Source organism: Streptomyces sp. 2-1 (assembly GCF_048564895.1).
GTDB lineage: Bacteria > Actinomycetota > Actinomycetes > Streptomycetales > Streptomycetaceae > Streptomyces > Streptomyces phaeochromogenes.
In genome coordinates this window covers 7,040,516-7,063,712 of the sequence record NZ_CP183383.1, presented here as the reverse complement: position 1 = coordinate 7,063,712, position 23,197 = coordinate 7,040,516, and the positions used below count along the sequence as shown (strand labels likewise).

16 protein-coding genes are annotated in these 23,197 nt (G+C 70.0%); 6 read left to right on the top strand and 10 right to left on the bottom strand.

Annotation, left to right across the window (positions count from 1 at the left end; all coding sequences use genetic code 11):
- Positions 1-8 precede the first annotated feature (8 nt).
- From ACN20J_RS31200 to ACN20J_RS31180, 5 genes are all read right to left on the bottom strand, one after another.
- Entirely contained in the window at positions 9-2,474 is a 2,466-nt protein-coding gene (locus tag ACN20J_RS31200; RefSeq protein WP_419667311.1) for a galactose oxidase-like domain-containing protein, read from the bottom strand.
- Entirely contained in the window at positions 2,474-3,709 is a 1,236-nt protein-coding gene (locus tag ACN20J_RS31195) for a glycosyltransferase (RefSeq protein WP_419667310.1), read from the bottom strand. The genes ACN20J_RS31200 and ACN20J_RS31195 overlap by 1 nt, the downstream gene beginning before the upstream one ends.
- The gene (locus ACN20J_RS31190) at positions 3,706-5,406 is read right to left on the bottom strand and encodes an ArnT family glycosyltransferase (RefSeq protein WP_419667309.1); all 1,701 of its coding nucleotides are present in this window, start codon (positions 5,404-5,406) and stop codon (positions 3,706-3,708) included. Before ACN20J_RS31190 ends, ACN20J_RS31195 begins: the two co-directional genes overlap by 4 nt.
- A complete protein-coding gene (locus ACN20J_RS31185) occupies positions 5,403-6,728 on the bottom strand; it encodes a glycosyltransferase (RefSeq protein WP_419667308.1) in 1,326 nt (441 codons plus the stop codon). Before ACN20J_RS31185 ends, ACN20J_RS31190 begins: the two co-directional genes overlap by 4 nt.
- 199 nt (positions 6,729-6,927) lie before the next feature.
- Complete coding sequence (locus ACN20J_RS31180) at positions 6,928-8,958, bottom strand: thioredoxin domain-containing protein (RefSeq protein WP_419667307.1); 2,031 nt, start codon at positions 8,956-8,958, stop codon at positions 6,928-6,930.
- Positions 8,959-9,141: 183 nt separating this feature from the next.
- On the opposite strand from ACN20J_RS31180, the gene ACN20J_RS31175 reads away from it, so the two are divergent.
- The 4 genes from ACN20J_RS31175 (at position 9,142) to ACN20J_RS31160 (ending at position 17,593) form a co-directional block, all read left to right on the top strand.
- Entirely contained in the window at positions 9,142-12,345 is a 3,204-nt protein-coding gene (locus tag ACN20J_RS31175) for a tetratricopeptide repeat protein (RefSeq protein WP_419667306.1), read from the top strand.
- A gap of 72 nt (positions 12,346-12,417) precedes the next feature.
- Positions 12,418-15,240 carry an ATP-binding protein gene (locus tag ACN20J_RS31170; RefSeq protein WP_190229643.1) on the top strand — a complete coding sequence of 941 codons (2,823 nt, stop codon included), beginning with the start codon at positions 12,418-12,420 and terminating at the stop codon, positions 15,238-15,240.
- Between the two features lie 5 nt (positions 15,241-15,245).
- Positions 15,246-16,580: a CHAT domain-containing protein gene (locus ACN20J_RS31165; protein WP_190229642.1), complete on the top strand. Its 1,335-nt coding sequence runs from the start codon at positions 15,246-15,248 to the stop codon at positions 16,578-16,580.
- Positions 16,577-17,593, top strand: a complete 1,017-nt coding sequence (locus ACN20J_RS31160) for a hypothetical protein (protein ID WP_190229641.1) — start codon at positions 16,577-16,579, stop codon at positions 17,591-17,593. The genes ACN20J_RS31165 and ACN20J_RS31160 overlap by 4 nt, the downstream gene beginning before the upstream one ends.
- 6 nt (positions 17,594-17,599) lie before the next feature.
- Here ACN20J_RS31160 and ACN20J_RS31155 read toward each other — a convergent pair whose 3' ends face one another.
- From ACN20J_RS31155 to mca, 3 genes are all read right to left on the bottom strand, one after another.
- Positions 17,600-18,739: a Fic family protein gene (locus ACN20J_RS31155; protein ID WP_190229640.1), complete on the bottom strand. Its 1,140-nt coding sequence runs from the start codon at positions 18,737-18,739 to the stop codon at positions 17,600-17,602.
- A 61-nt stretch (positions 18,740-18,800) separates the two neighbouring features.
- Positions 18,801-19,067, bottom strand: a complete 267-nt coding sequence (locus ACN20J_RS31150) for a hypothetical protein (protein ID WP_189837361.1) — start codon at positions 19,065-19,067, stop codon at positions 18,801-18,803.
- Positions 19,060-19,941 carry a mycothiol conjugate amidase Mca gene (gene mca / locus ACN20J_RS31145; RefSeq protein ID WP_079053195.1) on the bottom strand — a complete coding sequence of 294 codons (882 nt, stop codon included), beginning with the start codon at positions 19,939-19,941 and terminating at the stop codon, positions 19,060-19,062. The genes ACN20J_RS31150 and mca overlap by 8 nt, the downstream gene beginning before the upstream one ends.
- A 126-nt stretch (positions 19,942-20,067) precedes the next feature.
- Between mca and ACN20J_RS31140 the strand changes: the two genes are divergently transcribed.
- Both ACN20J_RS31140 and greA read left to right on the top strand, forming a co-directional pair.
- Positions 20,068-20,460, top strand: a complete 393-nt coding sequence (locus tag ACN20J_RS31140) for a DUF4307 domain-containing protein (RefSeq protein ID WP_419667305.1) — start codon at positions 20,068-20,070, stop codon at positions 20,458-20,460.
- A 190-nt stretch (positions 20,461-20,650) separates the two neighbouring features.
- Positions 20,651-21,148, top strand: coding sequence for a transcription elongation factor GreA (gene greA / locus ACN20J_RS31135; protein WP_055614165.1), 498 nt, complete (start codon positions 20,651-20,653; stop codon positions 21,146-21,148).
- A 130-nt stretch (positions 21,149-21,278) separates the two neighbouring features.
- Here greA and ACN20J_RS31130 read toward each other — a convergent pair whose 3' ends face one another.
- On the bottom strand, positions 21,279-22,136 hold the full coding sequence (locus tag ACN20J_RS31130) for an ABC transporter permease (protein WP_190229639.1): 858 nt from the start codon (positions 22,134-22,136) through the stop codon (positions 21,279-21,281).
- Positions 22,133-23,152 carry an ATP-binding cassette domain-containing protein gene (locus ACN20J_RS31125; protein WP_190229638.1) on the bottom strand — a complete coding sequence of 340 codons (1,020 nt, stop codon included), beginning with the start codon at positions 23,150-23,152 and terminating at the stop codon, positions 22,133-22,135. Before ACN20J_RS31125 ends, ACN20J_RS31130 begins: the two co-directional genes overlap by 4 nt.
- Positions 23,153-23,197: the final 45 nt, after the last annotated feature.

Below are 23,197 nucleotides of genomic sequence, written 5' to 3'. Positions count from 1 at the left end.
AAGCGAGCTCAGCGCCTCGTCACATCACCCTTCCCGCACGCCACCCCGTCCTTGTTGCGGTCCAGACGCAGCGGGTCGTCCTTGCCGTTGATCTTGAGGCGGCCGTAGTCGTTCTCCTTCAGCCAGGCGCAGCGGGCCGCCGTCGTCTTCTTGACCTCGTCGGGGAAGACCGTCGGGACACAGACGTTGGCGGAGCCGTAGTGGCGGTCGCAGCCGGCCACGGTCGGGCTGACCTTGGCCGAGGCGCGCTTCTTGCCGGGCTTCTTGACCTTGCCTTCGAGGGAGTCCGCGAAGGAGTGCTCGTGCGCCGAGGGCGTGTCGGAGGCGGCCGCCGCCATGGCCGACGGGCCCTGGAGGTGGACCCACTTCGCCACCGAGGGCACACCGTTGGCGTCGACCGCGAAGAGCATGTACCAGCCGGGCGGGGCCAGGTTGGGGTTGCTCGTCACGTTCAGGTCGACGTTGTTGCCGTCGACGGAGAGCGGCAGGTCCACGAAGCGCTGGTTCGGGTCGGAGGAGTGCGTCACCGCGGCCGGGCGGATCAGCTCCGCCTTGGCGATGGGCCGGTCGACCGTGATGCGCTGCGTGTCGCCGTACGTCCACTCGTTGTCGATCACCGAAGTGATCGTCGGACGGGTGCCCTTGAGGAGGTACGGCGGGGTGTAGATCGACACGTTGTGGTTCCAGGAGCCGTTGCCCGGGTTGTCGCCGGTGGCCATGACGCGGCCGTCGGGGAGCAGGAACGCGGAGGAGTGGTAGCCGCGGGCCTCGGGGTCGGCGGCCACCGGGTCGAAGGTCTCCGTCGCCGGGTCGAAGATCGACGACTCGTAGACCGGGTTGGCGCGGTTGTGCAGGGCGCCGCCGGTCTCCAGGACCTTCCCGTCGGGCAGCAGCACGGCGGAGACGTACATCTTGCCCTGGTTGCCGGTCTGCGGGATCTTGCCGTTGCCCAGGTCGACGGTGCCCTGCGGGAGCGGCGGTCCGGCGACGTACGCGGGGTTGGCGGACTTGAGGTCGATGATGTCGGTGAGCCGGTTCGCGTCGGGGTTCGAGTCGATGTTGCCGCCGCCGATGGTGAGGACCTTCTGGTCCTGGGCCGGGGGCAGCAGCACGCTCGCCGACTGGTCGCGCTCGTCCTTGCTCTGCAGGCCGGGCACCTCGGTGGTGGTGTTGGCGTCGTAGTCGTAGATCGCCGAACCGGTGCCGGGGATGTTGTTGCCGAAGGTGTGGCTGCCCGTGTAGAAGAGGCGGCCGTCCTGCATCAGGACCATCGACGGGTACAGACCCCAGTACGACCAGGTCTGGTTGACCTGCCACAGCGGCAGCCACTTGTTCTCGGCGGCCGACCAGCGCTCGGCCGTCACGGACCCCGAGGAGTCCTCCTTCAGCCCGCCGAAGGAGATCACGTCACCGTTGCCGAGGATCGTCGCCGACGGGTACCAGTGCCCGTCGTTCATGTCGTTCGTCTTGCTGTACGTCTCGGTGACCGGGTCGAAGATGTACGAGTCCTTGTAGCCCTGGTAGCCGATCGTGCCGTCGGCGGACGGGTAGCCCTTGTTGCCGCTCATCACGAGGACCCGGCCGTCCTGCAACTGCACGTGCCCGGCGCAGAACATGTCCTTGGGCGTGGGGATCTGCTTGTACGTGCCGTTCACCGGGTCGTAGACCGCGCTGGTGAACGTGCCCGCGTTGAACATCTCCTCGCTGTTGCCGGAGCCGGCGATCAGCAGCACCTTGCCGTTGTTGAGGACGACGGAGTGCATGGAGCGGACCGGGTTCTGCGTGGGCAGCACGTCCCACTTGCCGTTGGCGCACTCCTCGGCCGTGCCGGTGCACACGGGGTCCGGGATCGGGTCGGCGACCTGGTCCATCGTGTAGTCGTCGGTGGTCACCGCGCCGGTGCCGTAGACGGAGACGCCCCAGGTGATGCGGTCGGTGCCCGCGGGGACCTCGGGCGTACGGACCGTGGCCTCGGACCAACCGCCGCTGATCGGCAGGGTCTTGAGGTCGGTCCAGTACTGCCAGCCGGCGGTCGTGTCGTGCCGGAAGAGGGTGAGCGAGGTGTCCGGGGTCGTCGACTTGTACCAGAGCCCGAGGTCGTACTGCTTGCCGACGCTGACGACCGGCGCGCACTCGGCGGACTCGGTGATCAGCGCCTTGCGGTCGCCCTCGGTGCGGCGGGTCAGCTCGACCTTCATGGCCTTGGAGCCGGAGTGGGCATCGGCCACGGTGGAGAAGGTGAAGTCGTTGTCGCCCCAGCCGGACTTCTCCCAGCAGTACGGCATGTCGGCCGTGCCCGCGGTCTCGAAGCCGGGGTTCTTCACGAGGTTGGCGGCCGAGGCGGGCTGCGGGGCGATGAGGAGCAGCCCCGAGGTGAGGGCGCCCACGGCCAGCAGGGCGGTACGGCGGCGAGGGCGGACGGGTCGTCCCGAGCGGGCGGGTCTTCTGAACTTCGGAGCGGGTCTACTGAACATCAGCTGGATCTCCTTGCTGTGCGGCTCCCTGCTTGACGGCCCGTCTCGGCGGCCGTCGTGTTTCCTGCGCGCCCTCCCTTCCGCGGCAGATAGACCAGGGCCTCCGTGCCCGCGAACCGCAGGACGAAGGTGGTCACCAGGGCGAGCGCGGTGGCGCCGAGGACGGACATCCCGAGCTGGCCCACGAACAGCGCGATGAGCGGGATGCGCAGCACCAGGTCGGCGTTGGCCAGCAGCGCGAACCGGCCCGAGCGGTCCCACCAGCGCCGGTGCTGTCTGCGGTCCCGGAAGCAGAGGTGCTCGATGAGCAGGAAGTTCCAGGCGACGCCGAACTGGTTGGCGACGATCTCGGCGGGCAGGTAGTGCATCCCGACGGAGGTGAGGGCCCACAGCGCGGCGAGGTTCGGCAGGAAGCCGGTCGCGCCGATCAGCCCGAAGACGACCATGCGGGCGACCGGCGAGGCGGTGCGCAGCCCTGCGAGGTGCCGCAGGAAGCGGATGCCCTCCTGCGCGGTCGACTTGGACTCGCCCGCGAACCGGTCCTGGAAGACGAACGGCACCTCGGTGACCTGGCGCGGGCGGGCGCGTACGGCCATTTCGAGGAGGATCTTGTAGCCGAGCGGCTTGAGGACGTCGGCGGTGACCGCGCTGCGGCGGATGGCGAAGAAGCCGCTCATCGGGTCGCTGATGCCGTGCAGGCGGCGCGGGAACAGCGTCTTCGTCAGCAGGGTCGCGCCGCGTGAGACGGCGATGCGGTAGCCGCCCGCGAGTCCGGCCCGGCTGCCGCCCTTGATGTAGCGGGAGGCGACGACGAGTCCGGCGTGCTCGCGCTCGCCCGCGGCCACCAACTCCGGGACCAGGGACGGGGGATGCTGGAGGTCGCCGTCCATGACGACGATCCAGTCGGAGCTCGCGGCCCGGATGCCCTCGACGACCGCGCCGCCGAGCCCGCCGACCGGTGCCTCGCGGTGCAGCACGGTCACCGGGTACGGGCAGTCCCGCGCGGCGTCCCGGATGACTTCGGGTGTGTCGTCGGTGGAGTCGTCCACGAAGACGACCTCGCAGGGCAGCCGCGAGGGCACCGACTCGGTGATCCGGTGGAGCAACTCCCGGATGTTCGCGGACTCGTTGAAGGTCGGCACGACGATGGTGACGGCGCCGGGTTCGGGGACGGTGGCGGTCTCGCGCAGGGCCGGGTCGTGCAACTCCCCCGGGACGGTGGACTCGTACGTCATCGGTCGCCTCCGGTGGTCGCCTCGTCGGCGGTGTCGGCCGTGTCCGTCGTGCTTGCCGTGGAACCGCCCCTGACCTGCCGGATCTCGATCCTGTCCGGGCCCTTGCCGAAGGTGGCGACGGGGGTCGAATGCTTCATCGCCTGCTTGACGTTGGGGAGATCGGCCGCGTCGCGCCGCACGGTCGGGGAGGCGACGACGTAGTCGATGTCGCGCCAGCCGCGCGGCATCGTCTTGGTCACCGCGGGGTCGAGGTCGGCCTTGTAGAACCAGATGACGCCGAGTCCGGGCTCGTAACCGGCGTGCACGAGGTCGAGCCAGAGCGCGTCGTCGACGAGGACGCGGGTGTCCTCGGGGCGGTCGACCTCGGTGGCCAGCCACTTGGAGGCCGCCCGGTAGGGGGCGTTGGCGTCGGCGGTGACGGCGGTGCGGTCGCCGTCGTACCAGCGCGGCACGACGTACGCCGCCGAGGCCGCGACGAGCAGTGCCGCGACCGCGTACCGGGCGCGGGTGACGAACTCCCTCTCGTCGGTGCTCCGCCATCTGCGCAGCACCCCGTGCGCGACGCTCGCGGCGCCTCCGGCGAGGACGAGCGCGAGGAACGGCAGGGCCTGGATGACGTACATCGCGGGCAGGTAGCCGGTCGGGCGCAGGGCGACCAGCGCGAGGATGGCGACGGTGAACGCGGGTCCGGCCAGGGCGCGGGCGGTCACCGACCAGCGCCAGGTGACCAGGAGGAGCAGCGCGCCCGCGAGGCCGCCGAGGGGCAGCACACGGTCGTAGTAGAGCCAGGACTGCAGGACGCCGTACGAGCCGGAGCCCTGGTCGAGGATGAATCCCGAACCGGGCCTGGTCAGCTGGTATTCGAGGCCGTCCCAGAGCGAGACGTGTCCGCCGCCGGGGAAGAGTTCGCCCTTGAGGAGGGCGAAGAGCGGGTACGACATGCCGATGAGCACGCAGGCCGTGATGGCTCCGGTGAGGGCGAACTTGCGGGTGTCCCGGTGGCTGTGGCGCCACATCGTGATCATCACCGCGGGCAGGACGAAGATCATCGTCTCTTTGGTGAGGACGGCCGCGGCGGCGGCGAGGCCCGCTCCGAAGTGGTGCCAGAGGTGGCGGCTCGGGGAGGCGGCGAGGCAGAACGCGACCAGCGTCCACATCACCGCGATGTTGTCGAGGAAGATCTCCCGCTGGAGGACCACCGACAGCGGCGAGAGCCCGAAGAGCAGCATCGCGAGCCCGGCCGCCCAGCGGGGCAGCCACAGGCGGCGGGCCAGTACGTAGACGAGGACCGCGCTGATGGCGCTGACCAGGAGCATCACGATCCGCATCGAGCCGACCGTCATCGACTCGGGGCTGATCAGGGACGGTATCCAGGTCAGCAGGGCTATCTGTATCCAGCCGAGCGGCGGGTGGTCGTACCAGTAGGTGTAGTGGGCGAGCCCGTTGCCCTGCTGGACGGACCAGGCCTGGGCGAGGTAGGTGCCCTCGTCGTCGCTGAGCGCGGGGTAGTCGGCGATGTTCCAGCCCTGCACGGTCATGACGACCACGAGGAGTACGCCGCACAGGATCAGGTCGGCGCGCGAGGTGCGCAGACGGGACGGGAGCGGGGTCGTTCGAGGGGTCGAACCGGTCTTGGGGACAGGTGTCCGCTGCGCGGGGACCGTTGGGGTGGTCACCGCGGGAAGGGTGGAGGTCACGCAGGAACGTCCTCTCGGGACCCGCGGGACGCTACGGCCGCGGCAACGGTGGCTTCAGTGGCTTCGAGGGGGCGGGCGGCCCCGACATCGGTGAGATGTGCGCCGACATGACTGGTCAACTCCCAGTCGTTGCGGCCCTGTTGCTCACGCCACACGGCACGGACGGCCGCCCCGGCGAGGAGCACCTGGTAGAAGGGGCCGCCGACGATGAGCTTGAGGTAGTGGACGAATCGGACGCGAAGCCCGTACTGCTTGCCGAAGTCGTGCAGTCCGACGAGCTCGAAGACGAAGGTGACGAAGGCGGTGACGGCTGGCAGGAAGGTGATGAAGGCGATACCGACCGGGACGTCGAGGAAGAGCGCGACGGCCACGTTGAGCGGGATGATCACGCCGGAGATCGCCTGGAGATACGGCGTCATCAGCGTGTAGCGGGCGAGCAGCCGCTGGCCGAAGCCGGGCAGCTGCTTCCAGTCCCTCTTCCGGTAGACCTGGAGGAAGCCCTGGTTCCACCGGGTGCGCTGCTTGAGCAGCGACATCAGGCTGCCGGGCGTCTCCTCCTTGGTCACCATGTCGGAGTCGTACGCGACGACGACCTTCTTGCCGATGCTGGAGAGCCGCACGCCCAGGTCGCAGTCCTCGGCGAGGCAGTCGGGGTCCCAGCCGTCGGCGGCCCGCAGGACGTCCGTGCGGACGAAGACGGTGTTGCCGCCGAGCGGAATGAAACCCTTCTGCGCGTGTAGGTGGAGCCGCGAGCGGAACCAGAAGAAGTACTCCAGGCAGTTGCGCAGGCTGTACCAGCTGGAGTTGAAGTTGATGAGCTGGACGCCACCCTGGACGACATCGGCGTCGGTCGACCGGAAGGCGTGGTCGACGTGCGCGAGCAGCTCCGGGTGGACCTGGTCCTCGGCGTCGAAGACTCCGACGACGTCACCGCGACAGTGCGGCAACGCCGTGTTCATGGCCCTCGGTTTGTTCTTCTTCTCGTGGGTGTCGACGACGACGCGTACGCGCGGGTCGCGCTCCGCGGCCTCGCAGGCCACCTCGGTGGTCTCCGGGTCGTCGTGGCCGACGATCACGATGATCTCGAAGTCGGTGTGGCTGGATTCCAGCAGTCGCTGGATGGTGTGGTCGAGCACCGCCTGCTCGTGTCTCGCCGGCAGCAGCAGCGAGAACGACAGGTGTTCACCCCCGTCAGGACTGCTGAACCGGGTGGACGCGAGCACTTCGGGCGTGCGCCACGCGTGCATCTGCCACCACAAAGTGAAGGCAGCCATCCCGAAAAGGGCAAGCGAAACGGCAGCAATGAGCACAGACGTAAGCAACAGATCCCCCCAGGATCCCCATAACCCCCTGTCACGACAGCGAGTCACTCCTGTCGTGTCCGGGACAGAGACTATGGGGGTTCTGTGAAGTCCGGGAGGTGTTCTGATAAATAGCGTGTTTCGGAATGGTCAGTCGACTTGTAGGACGTATCCGAACACGTGCACACATTAACCCCCACTGAGCAGGTGCTTTCACCGCTCAGCGCTTGAGGGCCTCCCGAAGACGGTCGACATCGGTCGTCGGAGCGTCACATGTGAAGTTACGGCAGACATACGCGGTTGGTTCACCGCTCACAAGCAATCGTTCCGCGAGCAAAGGCAGTTCGTCACTGTCCGGAGCGCCCACGGCGACGACCGCGCCGGGCGCGGTGGCGAGAAGGGCGGCCCGGTGGAGCTCCTTGGTCGCGGGATCGTCGACCGGTCCGACCACAGCGACCTCACGGGGCCCGTCGAGCAGCGCCTCGGCGGTGGCGAGACCCCAGCCGATGAAGCGCGGGGCGCGCGGGCCGAGCGCCTTGACGACGCCCAACGCCCGCTCCGCGGCGGCCCGGTGGGGCTCGGCGCCGGTCTGGGCGGCGTAGCTCAGCAGAGCACCGGCCGCCGCGCTCCAGCCGGAAGGCGTGGCGTTGTCGGTCGGGTCCTGCGGGCGGCGGATGAGCTTCTCGGCGTCGGCGGCCGTGTCGTACAGCGTTCCTGACTCCTCGTCGGTGAACTGCACGAGGACGTGGTCGAGCAGGAAACCGGCGAATTCCAGCCAGACGCCCTCGCCGGTCACCGAGGCGAGCGCGAGGAAGCCCTCCGAGACGTCCGCGTAGTCCTCCAGCACACCCGCGTTGGCACCGACCCGACCGTCCTTGCTGGTACGGGCGAGCCGGGCGTGCTCGTCCAGATGGAGCCGTACGAGGAGGTCGGCCGCGCCGAGTGCCGCCTCGATCAGGTCGGGGCGGTCGAAGTACGCGCCGGTCTCGGCGAGGGCGGCGACGGCAAGCCCATTCCAGGCGGCCACGACCTTGTCGTCCCGGCCGGGGGCGGGTCGTTCGCCGCGTGCTTCGAGGAGACGGGCGCGGATGGAGGCGATCCTCTCCGCGTCGAACACGCCCTCGCTCTGCGGGAGCTGGAGGACGGAGGCGCCCTCCTCGAAGGTGCCCTCCTGGGTCACGCCGAAGTAGTCGGCGGCGAGTTCGGCGTCCTGCTCGCCGAGGACCTCGCGGAGCTGCGCGGGCGTCCAGACGTAGTACGCGCCCTCGACGTGCTTCCCGGTGCCGTCGTCGCTGTCGGCGTCGAGTGCGGAGGCGAACCCGCCCTCGTTCGTACGGAGTTCGCGGACCATGAAGTCGGCCGTCTCCAGGGCGACGCGGCGGGCGAGGTCGGAGCCGGTGGACCGCCACAGGTGCGCGTACACCCGGCACAGCAGGGCGTTGTCGTACAGCATCTTCTCGAAGTGGGGCACGACCCACTCGCGGTCGACGGAGTAGCGGGCGAAGCCGCCGGCGAGCTGGTCGTAGATGCCACCGCGGGCCATCCGCTCGCAGGTGTCGGCGGCCATCTGCAGCGCGCCCTCGGCGCCGGTGCGGGCGTGGTGCCGCAGCAGGAACTCGATCGCCATCGACGGCGGGAACTTGGGCGCGCCGCCGAAGCCGCCGTGGCCCGCGTCGTAGTCCCGGGTGAGGCCGAGCAGTGCACCCGCGAGATCCTCCTCGCCGGGCACCTGGGTGTCGCCGAACGCGATCTCCCGGCCCGCCAGGTCCCGCACGATCTTCTCGGCGACCTCCGCGACCTCGTCCCGCCGGTCGGTCCACGCGCTGTGCACGCCTTCGAGGACCTGCCGGAAGGAGGGGCTGCCCTGCCGGGGCGCGGGCGGGAAGTAGGTGCCGAAGTAGAACGGCTCGGCGTCGGGCGTGAGGAAGACCGTCATGGGCCAGCCGCCCTGCCCGGTCGCCGCCTGTACGGCCTCCATGTAGACGGCGTCGACGTCGGGCCGCTCCTCCCGGTCGACCTTGACGCTCACGAAGTGCGCGTTGAGGTAGTCGGCGGTCTCCTGGTCCTCGAACGACTCGTGCGCCATGACGTGGCACCAGTGACAGCTGCTGTATCCGACGCTCAGCAGCACGGGTTTGCCGCTCTTGCGCGCCTCCTCGAAGGCGTCGGCCGACCAGGGCCACCAGTCGACGGGGTTGTCGGCGTGCTGGAGGAGGTAGGGAGACGTCTCATGGGCCAGTCGGTTCGGCATGGGGTCCATCCTGCCGCAGTACCCGGTGGGCAATGCGGATCACCCGTGCGCGCCGGGGGTAGGTGATGGGTCCGACGCATTTCAGTTGGGCGTGGACATGACAGAGGCTGATTCTCTCGCCTTCCCCGCCCATCCGCAGGACACTTGACCAAGAAAGCCGTTACCGGCGGAGGGGGACGCGATATGCGGGACAGCCATCGGGCGGAGGCCGAACGGCTGTTGGTGCGGGCCGTGGAGGAGGAGGTCCGGCGTTCGGGCGGGCGGGCCGACGGGGGCGCGCTGCTGTCGCGGGCACGGGCCGCTCTGGACACGATGGAGCAGACCGCCACGGAGGAGTACGAGGCGTTCACCTCGGCGCTGGACGAGGCGGAGGCGGGCCGGCTGACCTTCGGCCAGCGGTACGCCCGCGAAGGCGCCGGAACTCCCCTGCTGGTGGCCGCCGTTGCCGCACTCGCGGCCTGCGTCGCGGACCTGGCGCTCGGCACGGGCGCGGGCATCGCGGTGGGCGCCGGCGCGGTCGTCGGCATCGCGGGCGCCGCGGCCACGGTGGCGAAGGTGACGGCCTCCCATCTGCCGGCCGCGAGCCGCCGGGCGGGGGCCCTCGGCCAGCCCGGCGGCCCCGAACAGCTGCGCCTGGCGTGGCTGACCGCCCTGGAAGTGCGCGGCATCCGGCCGTTCTTCGACCAGCAGCGCGTCCTCATCGCGTCCACCGGCGCGAAGAAGGGGGCGCCCCAGCTGCGGCGTACGGACAAGAGCGCGGCGGCCCGCAGACGGAGTGTCCTGGAGCAGTCGTTCGGTCAACTTCCCGAACCGGTCGGTCCGTTCGCGGGCCGTCGGCAGGAGCTGTTGCGGGTCGCGCAGTGGGTGCACGCGGCCCGGGCGAGCACGGAGACCAGACCGACGGTGGTCGTGCTGTACGGCGCGCCCGGCTCCGGCCGCAGCACCCTCGCCGTCCGGGCGGCGCACGAACTCAAGGACCAGTTCCGCGGCGCCTGTGTGGTGGACCTGCGCGGCGACAGCCCGGAGGAGTCGCCGCTGACGACCCGCGACGCGCTGCTGCACCTGCTCAACCGGCTCGGCGCGCCCCGCGAGCAGCTGCTCTTCCGTGAGCGTTCCTCACAGGACCAGCAGGTCAGGCGGCTTTCCGAGCTCTACCACAAGCATCTGACCGGCCTCCCGGTGACGATCGTGCTCAACGACGCGAGCGATGTGGAGCAGGTGCGCACGCTCGTGCCCGAGCGCTCCGACAGCCTCGTCGTGGTCACCGCCCGCAAGCCCCTCGACCTGCCCGCCGATCTCCCCGCCTGGGTCCACCAGTTGGCGGTGGAACCGCTGACCGCGCCCGGCGCCGAGGAGCTCCTGAAGGCGGCGGCACAGGACAGCACGGCCCCGTACGACGCCGAATCGACCGACCGGGTACGGGAGTTGTGCGGCGGCCTCCCGCTGGCGCTGCGCATCGCGGGCTCGTCGCTGGGCCCGCGCACACCCAGCCGGCTCGCCACCGACCTGGCGGCGTACGGTCCGGTCGAGCCGGTCGAGCGGGTGCTGTGGCTGCGCTACACCGACCAGTCGGACACGGGCCGGCGCCTGCTGCGCCGGCTCGCGCTGGCGGGCCGTGCCTCGCTGGGCGCCGCCGCGGCTGCCGCCCTGCTCGCGACGGACGAGCCGGAGGCGACCCGGCACCTGGAGGCCCTCTCCCGCGCGGGCCTCATCGACCATGTGCGCGGCAGCCGTTACCGCCTGCACGACCTCGTACGCGCCTTCGCGCAGGCCCGCCTCCTCGACGAGGAGGAGCCGTCCGAGCGCACGGCCGCGCAGGAACGTCTCATCGCGAACTACGCCGAGCTCGCGGACTCGGTGATCCGCCTGGTCGACGGCAAGACGTCCACCCGCGCCGACCAGTTCGGCCCGCACGGCTTCACCTCGCTGGACGCGGCCCTGCGCTGGCTGGACGACGAGTCGAGCTTCATCACGGCGGCCCTGCGGCACGCGGAGGGCGTCAACCAGGCGACGGTGCTCAACCTCCTGGGCGCGCTGTGCGACTACTGCCTGCTGCGCGGCGACCTCTACCGCCTGGGCGAGATCAGCGAGTTGACGCAGGCCGTCGACCAGGGGCTGCTGGTGCGCTCGGTCCAGTGGCGTACGGGCATCGCGGCCCGCCAGCTCGGCGAGCTGGACAAGGCGCGTACGCAACTGGCCTCCGTGGTCGACCTCTACTTCGAGGCGCACCACGACGCGGGCGCGGCACGGGCGCTCTGCTCGCTCGGGATCACCCTCCACCACCAGGGCAATCTCACGGAGGCGGCGGCGAAGCTCCAGGAGGCCATGGACCTCCAGGCCTCCCCCGAGCTCTCGGCGGACCGCGCCTGGACGATGCACGCGCTGGCGGCCGTGGAACGGGACCGCGCGAGACTGCGCGAGGCGCTCGACCTCCTGACCCAGGCCCTGGTCCTGCACCGCGAGGGCGAGTCCGTGCACGGCGAGGCGTGGGCCCACTTCCAGCTCGGCCAGCTGGGCCTGCGCATGGGCGACGTACCGCGCGCCGAGTCCGAGCTCCGCGAGGCCCTCGACCTCTACGGCCGCACGCGCGACGCCCGCGGCGAGGCCTGGGCCCTCACCCAGCTCGCCCGGGCCCGCCTGGTCGACGGCGACCCGTCCTCCGCGGTGGACGGCCTGCGCCAGGCTGCCTCCCGCCACCGCGACAACGAGGACTCGCGGGGCGAGGCCTGGACGGTCTACTACCTCGGCCAGGCCCTGGAGGAGACCGGCAACCTCGACCAGGCGGTCCGTGAACTGGAACGCTCCCGGACGATGTTCTCCCGCATCCGAGACGTGTACGGACTCGCCTGCGCCCGCCACCACTCGGCCCGGGTGACCCGCGACCAGCGTGCCGCCCAGACCGGTTCCCTGCGGAACTCGGGCTTCGCCCGCCAGCTCCTGGTCGACGCGCGGGCCGACTTCCAGCGGATCGGCGTCGCCCACGGCGAGGCTTGGACCTGCCTGGAACTGGCGGTCGTCGACGCCGGCAACGCCCGCACCCAGCCGGCCCTCACCCTCTGCGACGAGGCCGCGTCCCTCTTCGCCTCCTACGGCGACCGCCGAGGCGAGGACTGGTCCCGCTTCCTTCGCTGCACACTCCTCCCCTACGCCTCCCCGGGCGGCGTGGAGGTCGGCACGGCGGTCGCCCAGGAGGAACTCACCCAGCTCTCCCGCACCGGCCACCCCACCCGCGACGGAAGACTCGACGACTACATCGAGGCGTACCAGCTGCTCCTGGAACGGGGAGCCGACCTGGAGGCCGGCTGGCAGGCCTGGCGCCTCGGCATGGTCCCGAACCGGCATGCGCGGGAGGTGATGGGGGTGGCGGTTTCGGCTCGGCGGGGGTGATCGGGCCGGACTTCCGTTCGCGTGGATGGAGGCTCGACTTCCTGGGAACGTAAGGGTGTTGGGGGGGCATCGATGGAGGACGTGCTGCGCGGGCCCACGCCGCCGCCGGGGGTACCGGTGCCGTTCGTGGGGCGGGACCTGGAGGTCGACGCGCTCGCCGCGCGGCTGAACCGGTGGTCGGAGCCCGGGACGAGCGACGAGAACCCGAAGGCGGTGGTCCTGCACGGACCGGCCGGTGTCGGGAAGTCGGCACTGGCGGCCGCGCTGGTGGAACGGCTCGGTCTTCGTCACGCGCACTGGCTGTCGCTGGGCGACCGGGCGCGAGCGGAGCCGACGCTGCTTCGGCTCCTCGCCGAGCACCGGGCCCCCCGACGGCCGGTTGTCGAGGCAGCCCTGACGGCCGACCGGACCGGAGACGAGCGAGAGTTCGCCCGTGAGCTGCGGGACCAGTGCCAGGAGCACATCCAGGGTTCGGTGCTGGTCCTGGACGGAGTGCACCCCACACTGGGCGCCGAACTCCTCGAAGTGCTCCACCAGGGCACCAACCTGGTGATCATCACCTCGCGCCAGAAGGCCCGGTGGGCCGACCTGGGGGTGTATCTGCACAGAGTACGGCCGCTGAGTGCTCGCGACTCCGTGCAGCTGGCCCAGGGCGTCGCGGCCGCGCGGTGGGCCGGCTTCAGCCCGAACCCCGAGCACCGCAGGCTGGTCTCGGCAGCACGGGGGTTGCCGCTCTGGTCACGAGTCGCCGGCGCCGTGCTCGCCGGGCTGGAAGGAACAACGCCGGTCCCGGTCAAAGGGCCGGGCGAGTTGCTCACGCTCGCGGCGGACCTGCTCGACCCCGCCGTGGCGGACATGCTGCTGCGGCTCGCGGCGCAGGAGGAGGGCAGCGCACCGTTCACCGCTCTCACGGTCGAGGCGCTCCTCCCCGAGGACGCCGATCCGTCGGACGTACCGCACATTCTGAGCAGCCTCCGGTCGTACGAGCTTCTGCTGGAGCCGCGAGACGGACACCTGGTACTGCCGTCACCGGTGGCGGCCGCCGCGCTCCTGCGTATGCCGCAGACCGACGGGGCTCTGCTCACCGCCCGCGTGCAGGCGGCCGTGGAGAAGGCGGCCACGCACAGCGCTCTCGGTGTGGCACGCCTGCTGGACGGCAGGGAGGTGCCGGGCGGCCATTGGGAGACCAGATTCACGCCTGGCGAACTCGCGGAGCACGTCGACGAGTTCATGGGTCTGCTCGATCGGCACCGTTACCTTCTGGGCAACCGCCATGACCTCGCCGACGCGCTCGCCACTCTGCTCGCCGTCCGCGGAGACGCCCACCGCCTCGTGGCGCTCCATCGGGCGTCGGGGGATCTCACGCGGCGCCGTCTGAGTCTGCTGTACCGCGCTCTCGGTACGCCACAGACGTTCCGGAGCGGACAGGTCGAGGAGACCCCTCAACAGGCCGTCCTGGGGCAGGCGGACGCCTTGTACCGCTCGGGCGAGCTGGACCGCACCCTGGAGAAGTTGGACAGCGCACCGGAGACACATGCGGCCGACTCCGCCTGGCTGTCCATGATCCGCGGTGCGACGCTGTGCGACCAGGGCAGGCCGCTGGCAGCCGAAACGGAACTCGAAGAGGCCGCGGAGACGTATCGACTGACCAGTTGCGTCCGTGGCCGCGGCTGGGCACTCCTGCACCACGCCCGTGCCTCCCTGCTGATGAGCCACGTGAGCAAGGCGGACCATCTGCTGGGGCAGGCCACTCAGGCGCTGCGCACCTCGGGCGACATACGTGGGCTGAACTGGGCGGCCACCGAGCGGATCCGGCTGCTCCTCCTGCGCGGTGAGGCCGAGGCGGCCCTCATCGCCGCCCAGCGGGCGCTCACCGCGCACGAACAGGCCGAGGACGTCCGCGGTATGGGGTGGACGTGCCACCTCCTGGGCCTGGGGCACGCACGGCTGGGCCACACCGCGGACGCCCGGGTGGCTCTGCTGGCCTCCGCGGACCACTTCCGGACCTGCGACGACCAACTGGGAGCGGCGTGGACCCGCCACCGGCTGGCTCTTCTCACACCGGACCAATGGCAGGTGCCCGAGCTACGGTCCACAGCGGCCGAGTTCACCGAGCTCGGCTGCGATCTCGGCCAGGCGTGGTCCCTGCTCGAATGCGCCCTGCGGACCAGGCCGTCTCGGGATGAGCCCGATCGGGCCCTCGCCAAAACCCTCTTCACCACCCTGGACGACCAGGGCGGCCTCGCCTGGGCCCAAGCGGTCCGTGCCCGACGCCTGTTGCCCGACAAGGTCACCACGCTGGCCGACCTGACGCGGAATCTCTCCCAGGTCATCCACGGCCGGGAGCGACTCGTCGAGGACATCAGGACGTTCTGGCGCACCACGTCCGAGGGTTCCCGCCCTGCCATCCCCTTCTACGCCCGCGACACCGTGGCCGTCTCCGATCCCCGCGGGCACAAACCTCTCGCCAAGTACCTGACCACCGGCACGCCGTCGCCCACCGCTCCACGCTGTCGCACCAGGCTGACGCTCCTCGACGACTCGCCCGCCACCCACGCCACCGCCCGGATCCTCCTGCGCGTCACCCCGGAAGCGGGCCACCCGTGGGCCTCTTCCCACGACGACCGCCCGTGGCTGACCGTGGTGGCTCTCCCCCTGACCCCCGCCTCCGTCGAACCGCCCACCGCCCTTCTGCGCGCGTCCCCGCACGAGGTCCACGGCGCCGAGTTCGCCCTCACGGCCCACCGGTCCGGCATCCACGTCATCCGCTTCACCATCGCCCTGGAACGCACCGGCACCGTCCTCCAGCAGGTCGAAACGGAGCTGGAAATCCTCGACACCGACCACCCGGCCGACCTCGCGGCACCGCACGCGACCTCCTTGCGGGGGCGGTGACCGGCATGGCCACGGAACTCCGGGTCCGCGTAGTCCAGGATCCGAGCCAGGGCTTCACCACCCTGCCCGACGAGCTCACCCGGGGCCCGGACATCACGGTCTGCCTCGACATCCTGGCCGGTGACCGCATCAGGGCACGGCTGTACGGGCCCGCCGTACCGTCCCTCTACGGCACCGAACACCGCGCAGACCTGACCGCGCGCCCCACCGAGGTGCGAACGGCCGCGGCTCGCCTGTGCAGACTCTGGAAGGAACTCCTGGTCGACTTCCGCCCGTTGACGGACGACGGCCGCCCCGCACCCGACACCCCCGAGCAGCCCTACGCCGCCCTCGTGGACCTGGGCACGCGCCCACCCGCCGAACTCCACGCCATCCTCGAAGAACTGACGCTCTCGGGCTCGGAGCTGTTGTTCGAAACGCTGCTGGGCGGCACCGACCCACGCGTCCGCCGTTTCCGTACGTACCTGGCCGAGGCGCTCTCCGCTCGCGAGGGCCTGCGTGTCCGCTTCGACTCGGAGCTGTACATACCGTGGCCGATGGTGTGCCTCCGGCCGGAGGAAGAGGCGCCGCCGGACCAGGACGACGAGGACCCGGCCGCGCTCCTCGCCCACTTCCTCGGCCACCGCCACCAGATCGAGCAGACCGGCGGCGCCTACCCCTGGTTGGCCGGCCGCCACGAGCCCCCCGCCGTGCCCTCCGTCAGCCTCAACCACGACACACGGGTCGACCGCCAGGGCCGTACCAAGGCCGCAGAAGTCGCCACCGTTCTCGCCAGGAACACGCGTTTCGTGGAGCGCACCACGCGTGCCGAACTGGTGCGGGCGCTCGCGGATCACGGCCTGGACGAGCACCTGATGTACTTCTGGTGCCACGGCCACTTCGTACCCAACGGCTCCCAACCGGCCTGCCTGGCCGTGAAGTTGAGCGACCAGACCGCCATCGATGCCCAGACCGTGCGCGAACGCCGACGACGCTTCGGCGAGGACAGCCCGTTCCAGCCGTTCGTCCTGCTCAACGCCTGCCACGCGGGAGTGCCCGAGGGCGGCGGCGACCTGGCGTTCCTGGGCCGTGCCCTGATCCACGCGGGCGCGCGCGGCGTTCTCGGCCCGCAGATCGAGATGCCGCAGCGCTTCGCGGCGGAGTACGCGCTGGAGTTCCTGACCCGTTATCTGCGCGGCACGGAAACAGCCGGGGAGATCGCCCACGCGGTGGCCCGCCACTTCGCAGACAAACTGCTCAACCCGCTGGGCTTCGCGTACGCGCTGCACTGCGGCATGGACACCCGCCTGGAGCGGGCCGCGGAGAAGGCCGCCGAGAGCGGCCGGGAGATCGCCGTATGAGCGGTCCGACGTACGCGGCGCATCCCGTGCACACGGTGGATCTGGACACCGACGGCTGGCTGATGGAGAACACACCGACCGGCCCGCGCCCTGTCCCCGCTGACCGTCTGGACGACCATTTCGCCGAGGAACTGTGCCCGCCGGACTGGGCCACGGACCTTGTGGTCTACGTCCACGGCTGGCAGACCGGGCCGGAGTCCGCGCTCAGGGCGGTCACCCGGCTCCTGGACCTGACCGCCGCCCAGTACGACCGCAGCCACACGTACTCCCACGACGGGCTGTACCCCGGCCTCCGCCCCTGGAGACCCTGGACGGTCCTCGTCCGCTGGCCCTCCCGCTCGCTGCCGTCCCTGGGCGGGTACCGGCGCATCCGCGACCGGGCACACGCCATGAGTACGGGCAACGGTCACGCGGCCCGCGTCATCGGCCGGTTGCTGGGCTACCTGGACGCCCACCGCGGGGACCCGTCAGCCGCACCGGCCCTCGCCAACCGCGAGGGTCAGTACCTGCACCTCGTCGGCCACTCCTTCGGATGCCGTTTCCTGTGCGAGGCGGTGCAGTGGGCCGCGGACGCCCCGGTCACCCTGGGCTGGAGCGCCCCGGAGCCGCCGGGCCGGCCCTTCACGGTCGACTCGATGCTGCTGTTGCAGATGGCGGCCCCGCGCGACGCCTTCGCCACGACCTTCACCGCGCTCGCCGAGGCACCGTTGCGGGGCCCGGTGGTGGCCACGTACTCCCAGCACGACCGTGCCACCGGCTTCTGGCACCTACGTGCCGAGAAACTGGCCGGCATCGGGTATGCGGGAATCGGGACGGCGCCCGCACCCGTCTCGTCGATCCGGATGCTTCCGGCCGACAAGGCGTACGGTCGCGACACTCTCGATCACCGCTTCGTCAGCGTCGACGCGAGCGACGTCTTCACACGGGGGAACGGCCCCGCGGGCGCCCACTCCGACCATCTGCGCCCCGAGTCGGCGCACCTGCTCCTCTCGCTGGCGGATCACTCCCGCTGAGAGGTGTCAGTCGTCGTAGGGGTCCACAAGGCGGATCGGCTGCCGGACGCGCTCCAGTACGTCGGCGGGGAAGTCAGGGCCCGGCACGTAGTAGCGGGCCTTGGTGTTGCCGACGGATTCCAGGAGTCCCGCCTCGGACAACGCCCGGATGTCCCGAACGGCCTGCTGGTTGCTGAGGTTCTCGGCACGCTGATAGCGGGCCCGACGTACGCGCCCGGCCAGGGCCGCGTCGTGAAGGGCGGTGACCTGACGTTCGTCGATTCCATTGCGCTCGGCGTGGTCGGCGAGGTCGATCCATGCACGGTTGGACCGGTCGATGCGGTGCTTCACCGACTGGGACTGCTGGTGGTAGGCAAGGAGGTTGAAGCGCATCCAGGGCGAGGCGTCCGCCTCGGGGCTCCAGTCGGGACCGCCGACCCGCTTCAGGACCTTGTAGTACTCCCAGGTGTTGCCCGGCTTGCCCAGCCACGCCTCGATGGAGGAGAACTCCGGAGCCAGTACGCCGCCCCGGGCGATCAGCAGCGTCTGCAGCGAACGTGACATCCGACCGTTTCCGTCGGACCACGGGTGGATCTTGACCAGATTGAAGTGCGCCATGGCCGCCCGAACCAGGACATGAGTGTCGCGGTCACCCTCGTTGAGCCAGTTCACCAGCTCTTCCATGAGTCCGGGGAGGGCTTCAGCGTCCGGTGCGACGTACGCGGCGGACTCCGGGTCACCCGGTTCGTTGATCCAGACTCCGCGCCTGCGCCACTGGCCGGCGAGCCGCGCCGGGTGGTGATGGCCCTGCAGCATCCAGTGCAGGCCGTTGAGCAGAGACTTGGAGTAGGCGAAGTCGGGGGCGTCATGGAGCGACTGGATGTACGTCATGGCGTGCTGGTAGGCGAGCGTCTCCGCCTTGTTCTCCGCCGAGGTGGCGACTTCCTCCTCTCCGTCGATCAGATCCTCGACGTCGGTGGAGTCGACCTTGTAGCCCTCGATGGTGTTGGACCCGGCGATGGCCTGGGCCGTCAGGGTCCTGCGCAGCCCTTCGGTCCACTTGGCCGGGGACTGCCGCACCTGGAGCCGCAGTCCCTCGCGCAGCGCGTCCACCTCGTCGAGAACCTGCCGGTCCTTCGGCGTGAGGGCAGGAGTCACATACAGCATGACTCCATGATACCCAATGGGTGTCATGGAGTCATGCTGTCGACTCAACCACCCAGGACCCTCAGCCCTTGGCGGGCGAGGTCTTCCCCCCGGAGCCGGCCGGACCGGCCGGTTCCGGCTCGGGGGTGGTCGCCTTCGGGTCGGTCTCCTCCGTGAAGTCGACCCTTCCCAGCTGCCGGTTCATGGACTTCATCAGCCCCCACACGGCCAGGGCCATCACCGCGAAGACGATGAAGCCGAGGACACCGGGGGTGACCTTGTTCTCGTCGACCTCCTTGGCGAGGGGGACGAGGTGTGTCAGTGCCAGGCTTGCGCTCATGTCAGGCATTGTCGCGGATGCCCGCGAAGAGGTCGTCCTCGGGGAGGGAGGTATCGACGAGGGACTTCGCCAGCTCGTACTCCTCGGTCGGCCAGACCTTGCGCTGGAGGTCCATCGGGATCCGGAACCAGCCGCCATCGGGGTCGATCTGCGTGGCGTGGGCGATGAGGGCCTTGTCGCGGATCTCGTAGAAGTCGGCGCACGGGACGTGCGTCGTCAGGATCCGCTCGGTGCGCTCGAACTCGTCCCAGCGCTTGAGCCAGTCCCCGTACGGCGACTCCAGGCCGCGCTCCAGCATCGCGTTGTGCAGCGCCTCGGTGCGCGGGCGGTTGAAGCCCTGGTTGTAGTAGAGCTTCTGCGGCTGGAAGGCCGGGCCGAACTCCGACTCCGGGTACTTCTCGGTGTCGGCCGCGCCCTCGAACGCCACCATCGAGATCTTGTGGGTCATGATGTGGTCCGGGTGCGGATACCCGCCGTTCTCGTCGTAGGTGGTGATCACCTGCGGACGGAAGGCGCGGATCTTGCGGACCAGCTCACCGGCCGCCTTGTCGACGTCCTCCAGGGCGAAGCAGCCCTCGGGCAGCGGCGGCAGCGGGTCGCCCTCGGGCAGGCCCGAGTCCACGAAACCGAGCCACTCCTGCTTGACGCCGAGGATCTCGCGGGCCTCGTCCATCTCCTTCTTGCGTACCTCGTGGATGTGCTCCTCGACGTACTTGTCCCCCTGAAGCTTCGGATTGAGGATGGAGCCGCGCTCCCCGCCCGTGCAGGTCACGACCAGCACGTCCACCCCCTCGGACACGTACTTCGCCATGGTGGCCGCGCCCTTCGACGACTCGTCGTCGGGGTGGGCGTGGACGGCCATCAGTCGCAGCTGGTCAGTCAAGACTCAATCCTCGTAAGTCGGCGCCCCTGTGTGAAACGGCGCGATCGGCGCTTCTATAGTGACCGAATCGGGGGGCGAATAATTCCGGGCCCCGAACCCCGCCCGCTCGCCCCGGAGAGGACGATCATGAGTACGGTGCAGCTGCCCGAGGGCCGGTACGGCCGCTCGACGGACGGACGCGCCGACCGCAGGCTCAGGATCATCGGTGCGGTGCTGGGGGCGGCCCTGCTCGCCCTGGTCGGCTATTTCGCGTACTACTACGTCGGCGGCAACAAGATCAGCGCCGAGATCATCACCTACGACCTCTCGGACACCTCGGTGAAGGTGCACCTGGAGGTCCGCAAGGACGCGGACGCGAGCGGCTACTGCACGATCCGCTCGCAGGCCGAGAGCGGCGCCGAGGTGGGCCGCGCGGACTTCCGCTTCGACCAGGACTCCAGCCGCATCGACAAGGTCGTCACCCTGCGCACCACGGCCCCCGGCACGACCGCGGAGCTCCTCGGCTGCCACACGGACTGAGTCCCGTCCCGCGGCTGACGGATGTCACCCTGGACAACTAGCCGCTGACCTGCGTTGACGTATTACTGATGGCTTATGTCCTCCCCCTTTGGGCCGTGAATTGTTAGGCTCGTGGTTTCGCCCACCCGTGAAGGAACATTCTTCTGGGTAGGGCGATGCTTTGTATTCCCAGTACCTACGAGGAGCACCTGTGACCCAGACCAGCGAGAACGTCACCTGGCTGACCCAGGAGGCGTACAACCAGCTCAAGGCCGAGCTGGATCACCTGTCTGGTCCTGCGCGCACGGAGATCGCCGCCAAGATCGCGGCTGCGCGCGAGGAGGGCGATCTGCGCGAGAACGGCGGGTACCACGCGGCCAAGGAGGAGCAGGGCAAGCAGGAGCTCCGTGTGCGCCAGCTGACCCAGCTCCTGGAGAACGCCAAGGTGGGCGAGGCCCCGGCGGCCGACGGCGCGGTCGCGCCCGGCATGGTCGTGACCATCGCCTTCGACGGCGACAAGGACGACACGCTCACGTTCCTGCTCGCCTCGCGTGAGTACGCGAGCACGGACATCGAGACGTACTCGCCGCAGTCCCCGCTGGGCTCCGGCGTGAACGGCAAGAAGATCGGCCAGGACGCCGAGTACGAACTGCCGAACGGCAAGCTGGCCTCGGTGAAGATCCTGGAGGCCAAGCCGTACGCCGCGTAGTTCCTCCCGCGTCGCGTCGCGCGCTGCCCGCGCCTCGCGACCCGTCCAGCGCGTCGCCCCTGGTGAGCCCCCGGTGCCCATTGGTCCGGGGGCTTCACCATGTTCATGTTCCGGGCGGGCGCGCCGCGTCTCAGGCAGACGCCGAGCGGTACTTCCGTACCGCCAGCGTCCGGAAGATGACGACGATCAGGATCGAGTAGATGAGCGAGGCCCAGACCGGGTGCTGCATGGGCCAGGCGCCGGACGTGGACAGGCCTGGGTCGCCGAAGAGCTTGCGGCAGGCCTGAACGGTCGCGCTGAACGGGTTCCAGTCGGCGATGTGGCGCAGCCAGGGCGTCATCTTGCTGGAGTCCACGAACGCGTTGGACAGGAACGTCACCGGAAAGAGCCAGATCAGACCACCCGAGGTCGCCGCCTCCGGGGTGCGCACGGACAGCCCGATCAGCGCGCCGATCCAGGTGAACGCGTACCCGAGCAGCAGGAGCAGGCCGAAACCGCCCATGATCTTCCCGAAGTTGGTCGGCTCCATGGAGCCGGGACGCCAGCCGACGAGCAGCGCGACCATCGCGAGGACGAGCAGCGTCAGGGCCGTCTGGACGAGGTCCGCGACGGTACGGCCGGTCAGCACCGCACCGCGCGCCATGGGCAGCGAGCGGAACCGGTCGATGAGGCCCTTGTGCATGTCGTCCGCGATGCCCGCCCCGGCGCCCGCGGTGGCGAAGGTGACGGTCTGCGCGAAGATGCCGGCCATCAGGAAGTTCTTGTAGACGTCCGGATTGGTGGTGTCGCCGATCTGCATCGAGCCGCCGAAGACGTACGTGAACAGCACCACGAACATCACTGGCTGGATCAGGCCAAACAGGATCATTTCGGGAATTCGGGTCATCCGAATCAGGTTCCGCTTGGCCACGACCAGGGAGTCCCGGACGGACTGGCCGAACGAGCCTCCCGGGGCAGCGGTCCGCACGGCGTCGGTGACGGCGCTCACTTGGCGGCCTCCTTGTTGTCCTTCTTGCCCTTGCGGCCCTTGGCGTCCTCGTCCGTGCCGTTCTCCTGCTCCTCCGCCTCGGCGTGGTGCCCGGTCAGCGAGAGGAAGACGTCGTCGAGGGTGGGGCGGCGCAGACCGATGTCGTCGATCTCGATACCACGGGTGTCCAGCTCACGGATGACCTCCGCGAGGAGCTTCGCGCCACCGGTGACGGGGACGGTCAGCTTGCGGGTGTGCTGCTCGACGGTGGTGTCGCCCTTGCCGAAGCCGCGCAGCACCTCGGACGCCGTCTCGATGTGCTCGCGCTCGTGCACGACGACCTCGACGCGCTCGCCGCCGGTGCGGGCCTTGAGCTGGTCGGCGGTTCCCCGGGCGATGACGCGGCCCTGGTCGACCACGGCGATCTCGTGCGCGAGGTGGTCGGCCTCTTCGAGGTACTGGGTGGTGAGCAGCAGTGTCGTACCGCCCGAGACCAGGTCCTTGATGACCTCCCACAACTGCTGGCGGTTGCGCGGGTCGAGGCCGGTCGTCGGCTCGTCCATGAACATGACCGGCGGCGAGACGACGAGCGCCGCCGCGAGGTCGAGCCGGCGGCGCATACCGCCGGAGTACGTCTTGGCGGGGCGGTCGGCGGCGTCCGTGAGGTGGAACTGCTCGAGCAGCTCGACCGCGCGGACCTTGGCCTGCTTCGACCGCATCTGGTAGAGCTGGCCGACCATGTGGAGGTTCTCGCGGCCCGTCAGGTATTCGTCGACCGCGGCGAACTGGCCGGACAGGCCGATCGAGCGCCGCACCTCGTTCGGCTGCTTCAGCACGTCGATGCCCGCGACGACGGCCTTGCCGCTGTCGGGCCGGAGCAGGGTGGTGAGGCAGCGGACCGTGGTGGTCTTTCCCGCGCCGTTCGGCCCGAGCAGGCCGAGAACGGTGCCCTCCGGGACATCGAGGTCGACGCCGTCCAGAGCCCTTACGTCGCCGAAGGTCTTCACCAGGCCTTCGGCGTAGATGGCGCCTGGCATATGAGTCTCCGAAAAGTGGTTGGGGATTGCGCAGAAGAGAGGCTA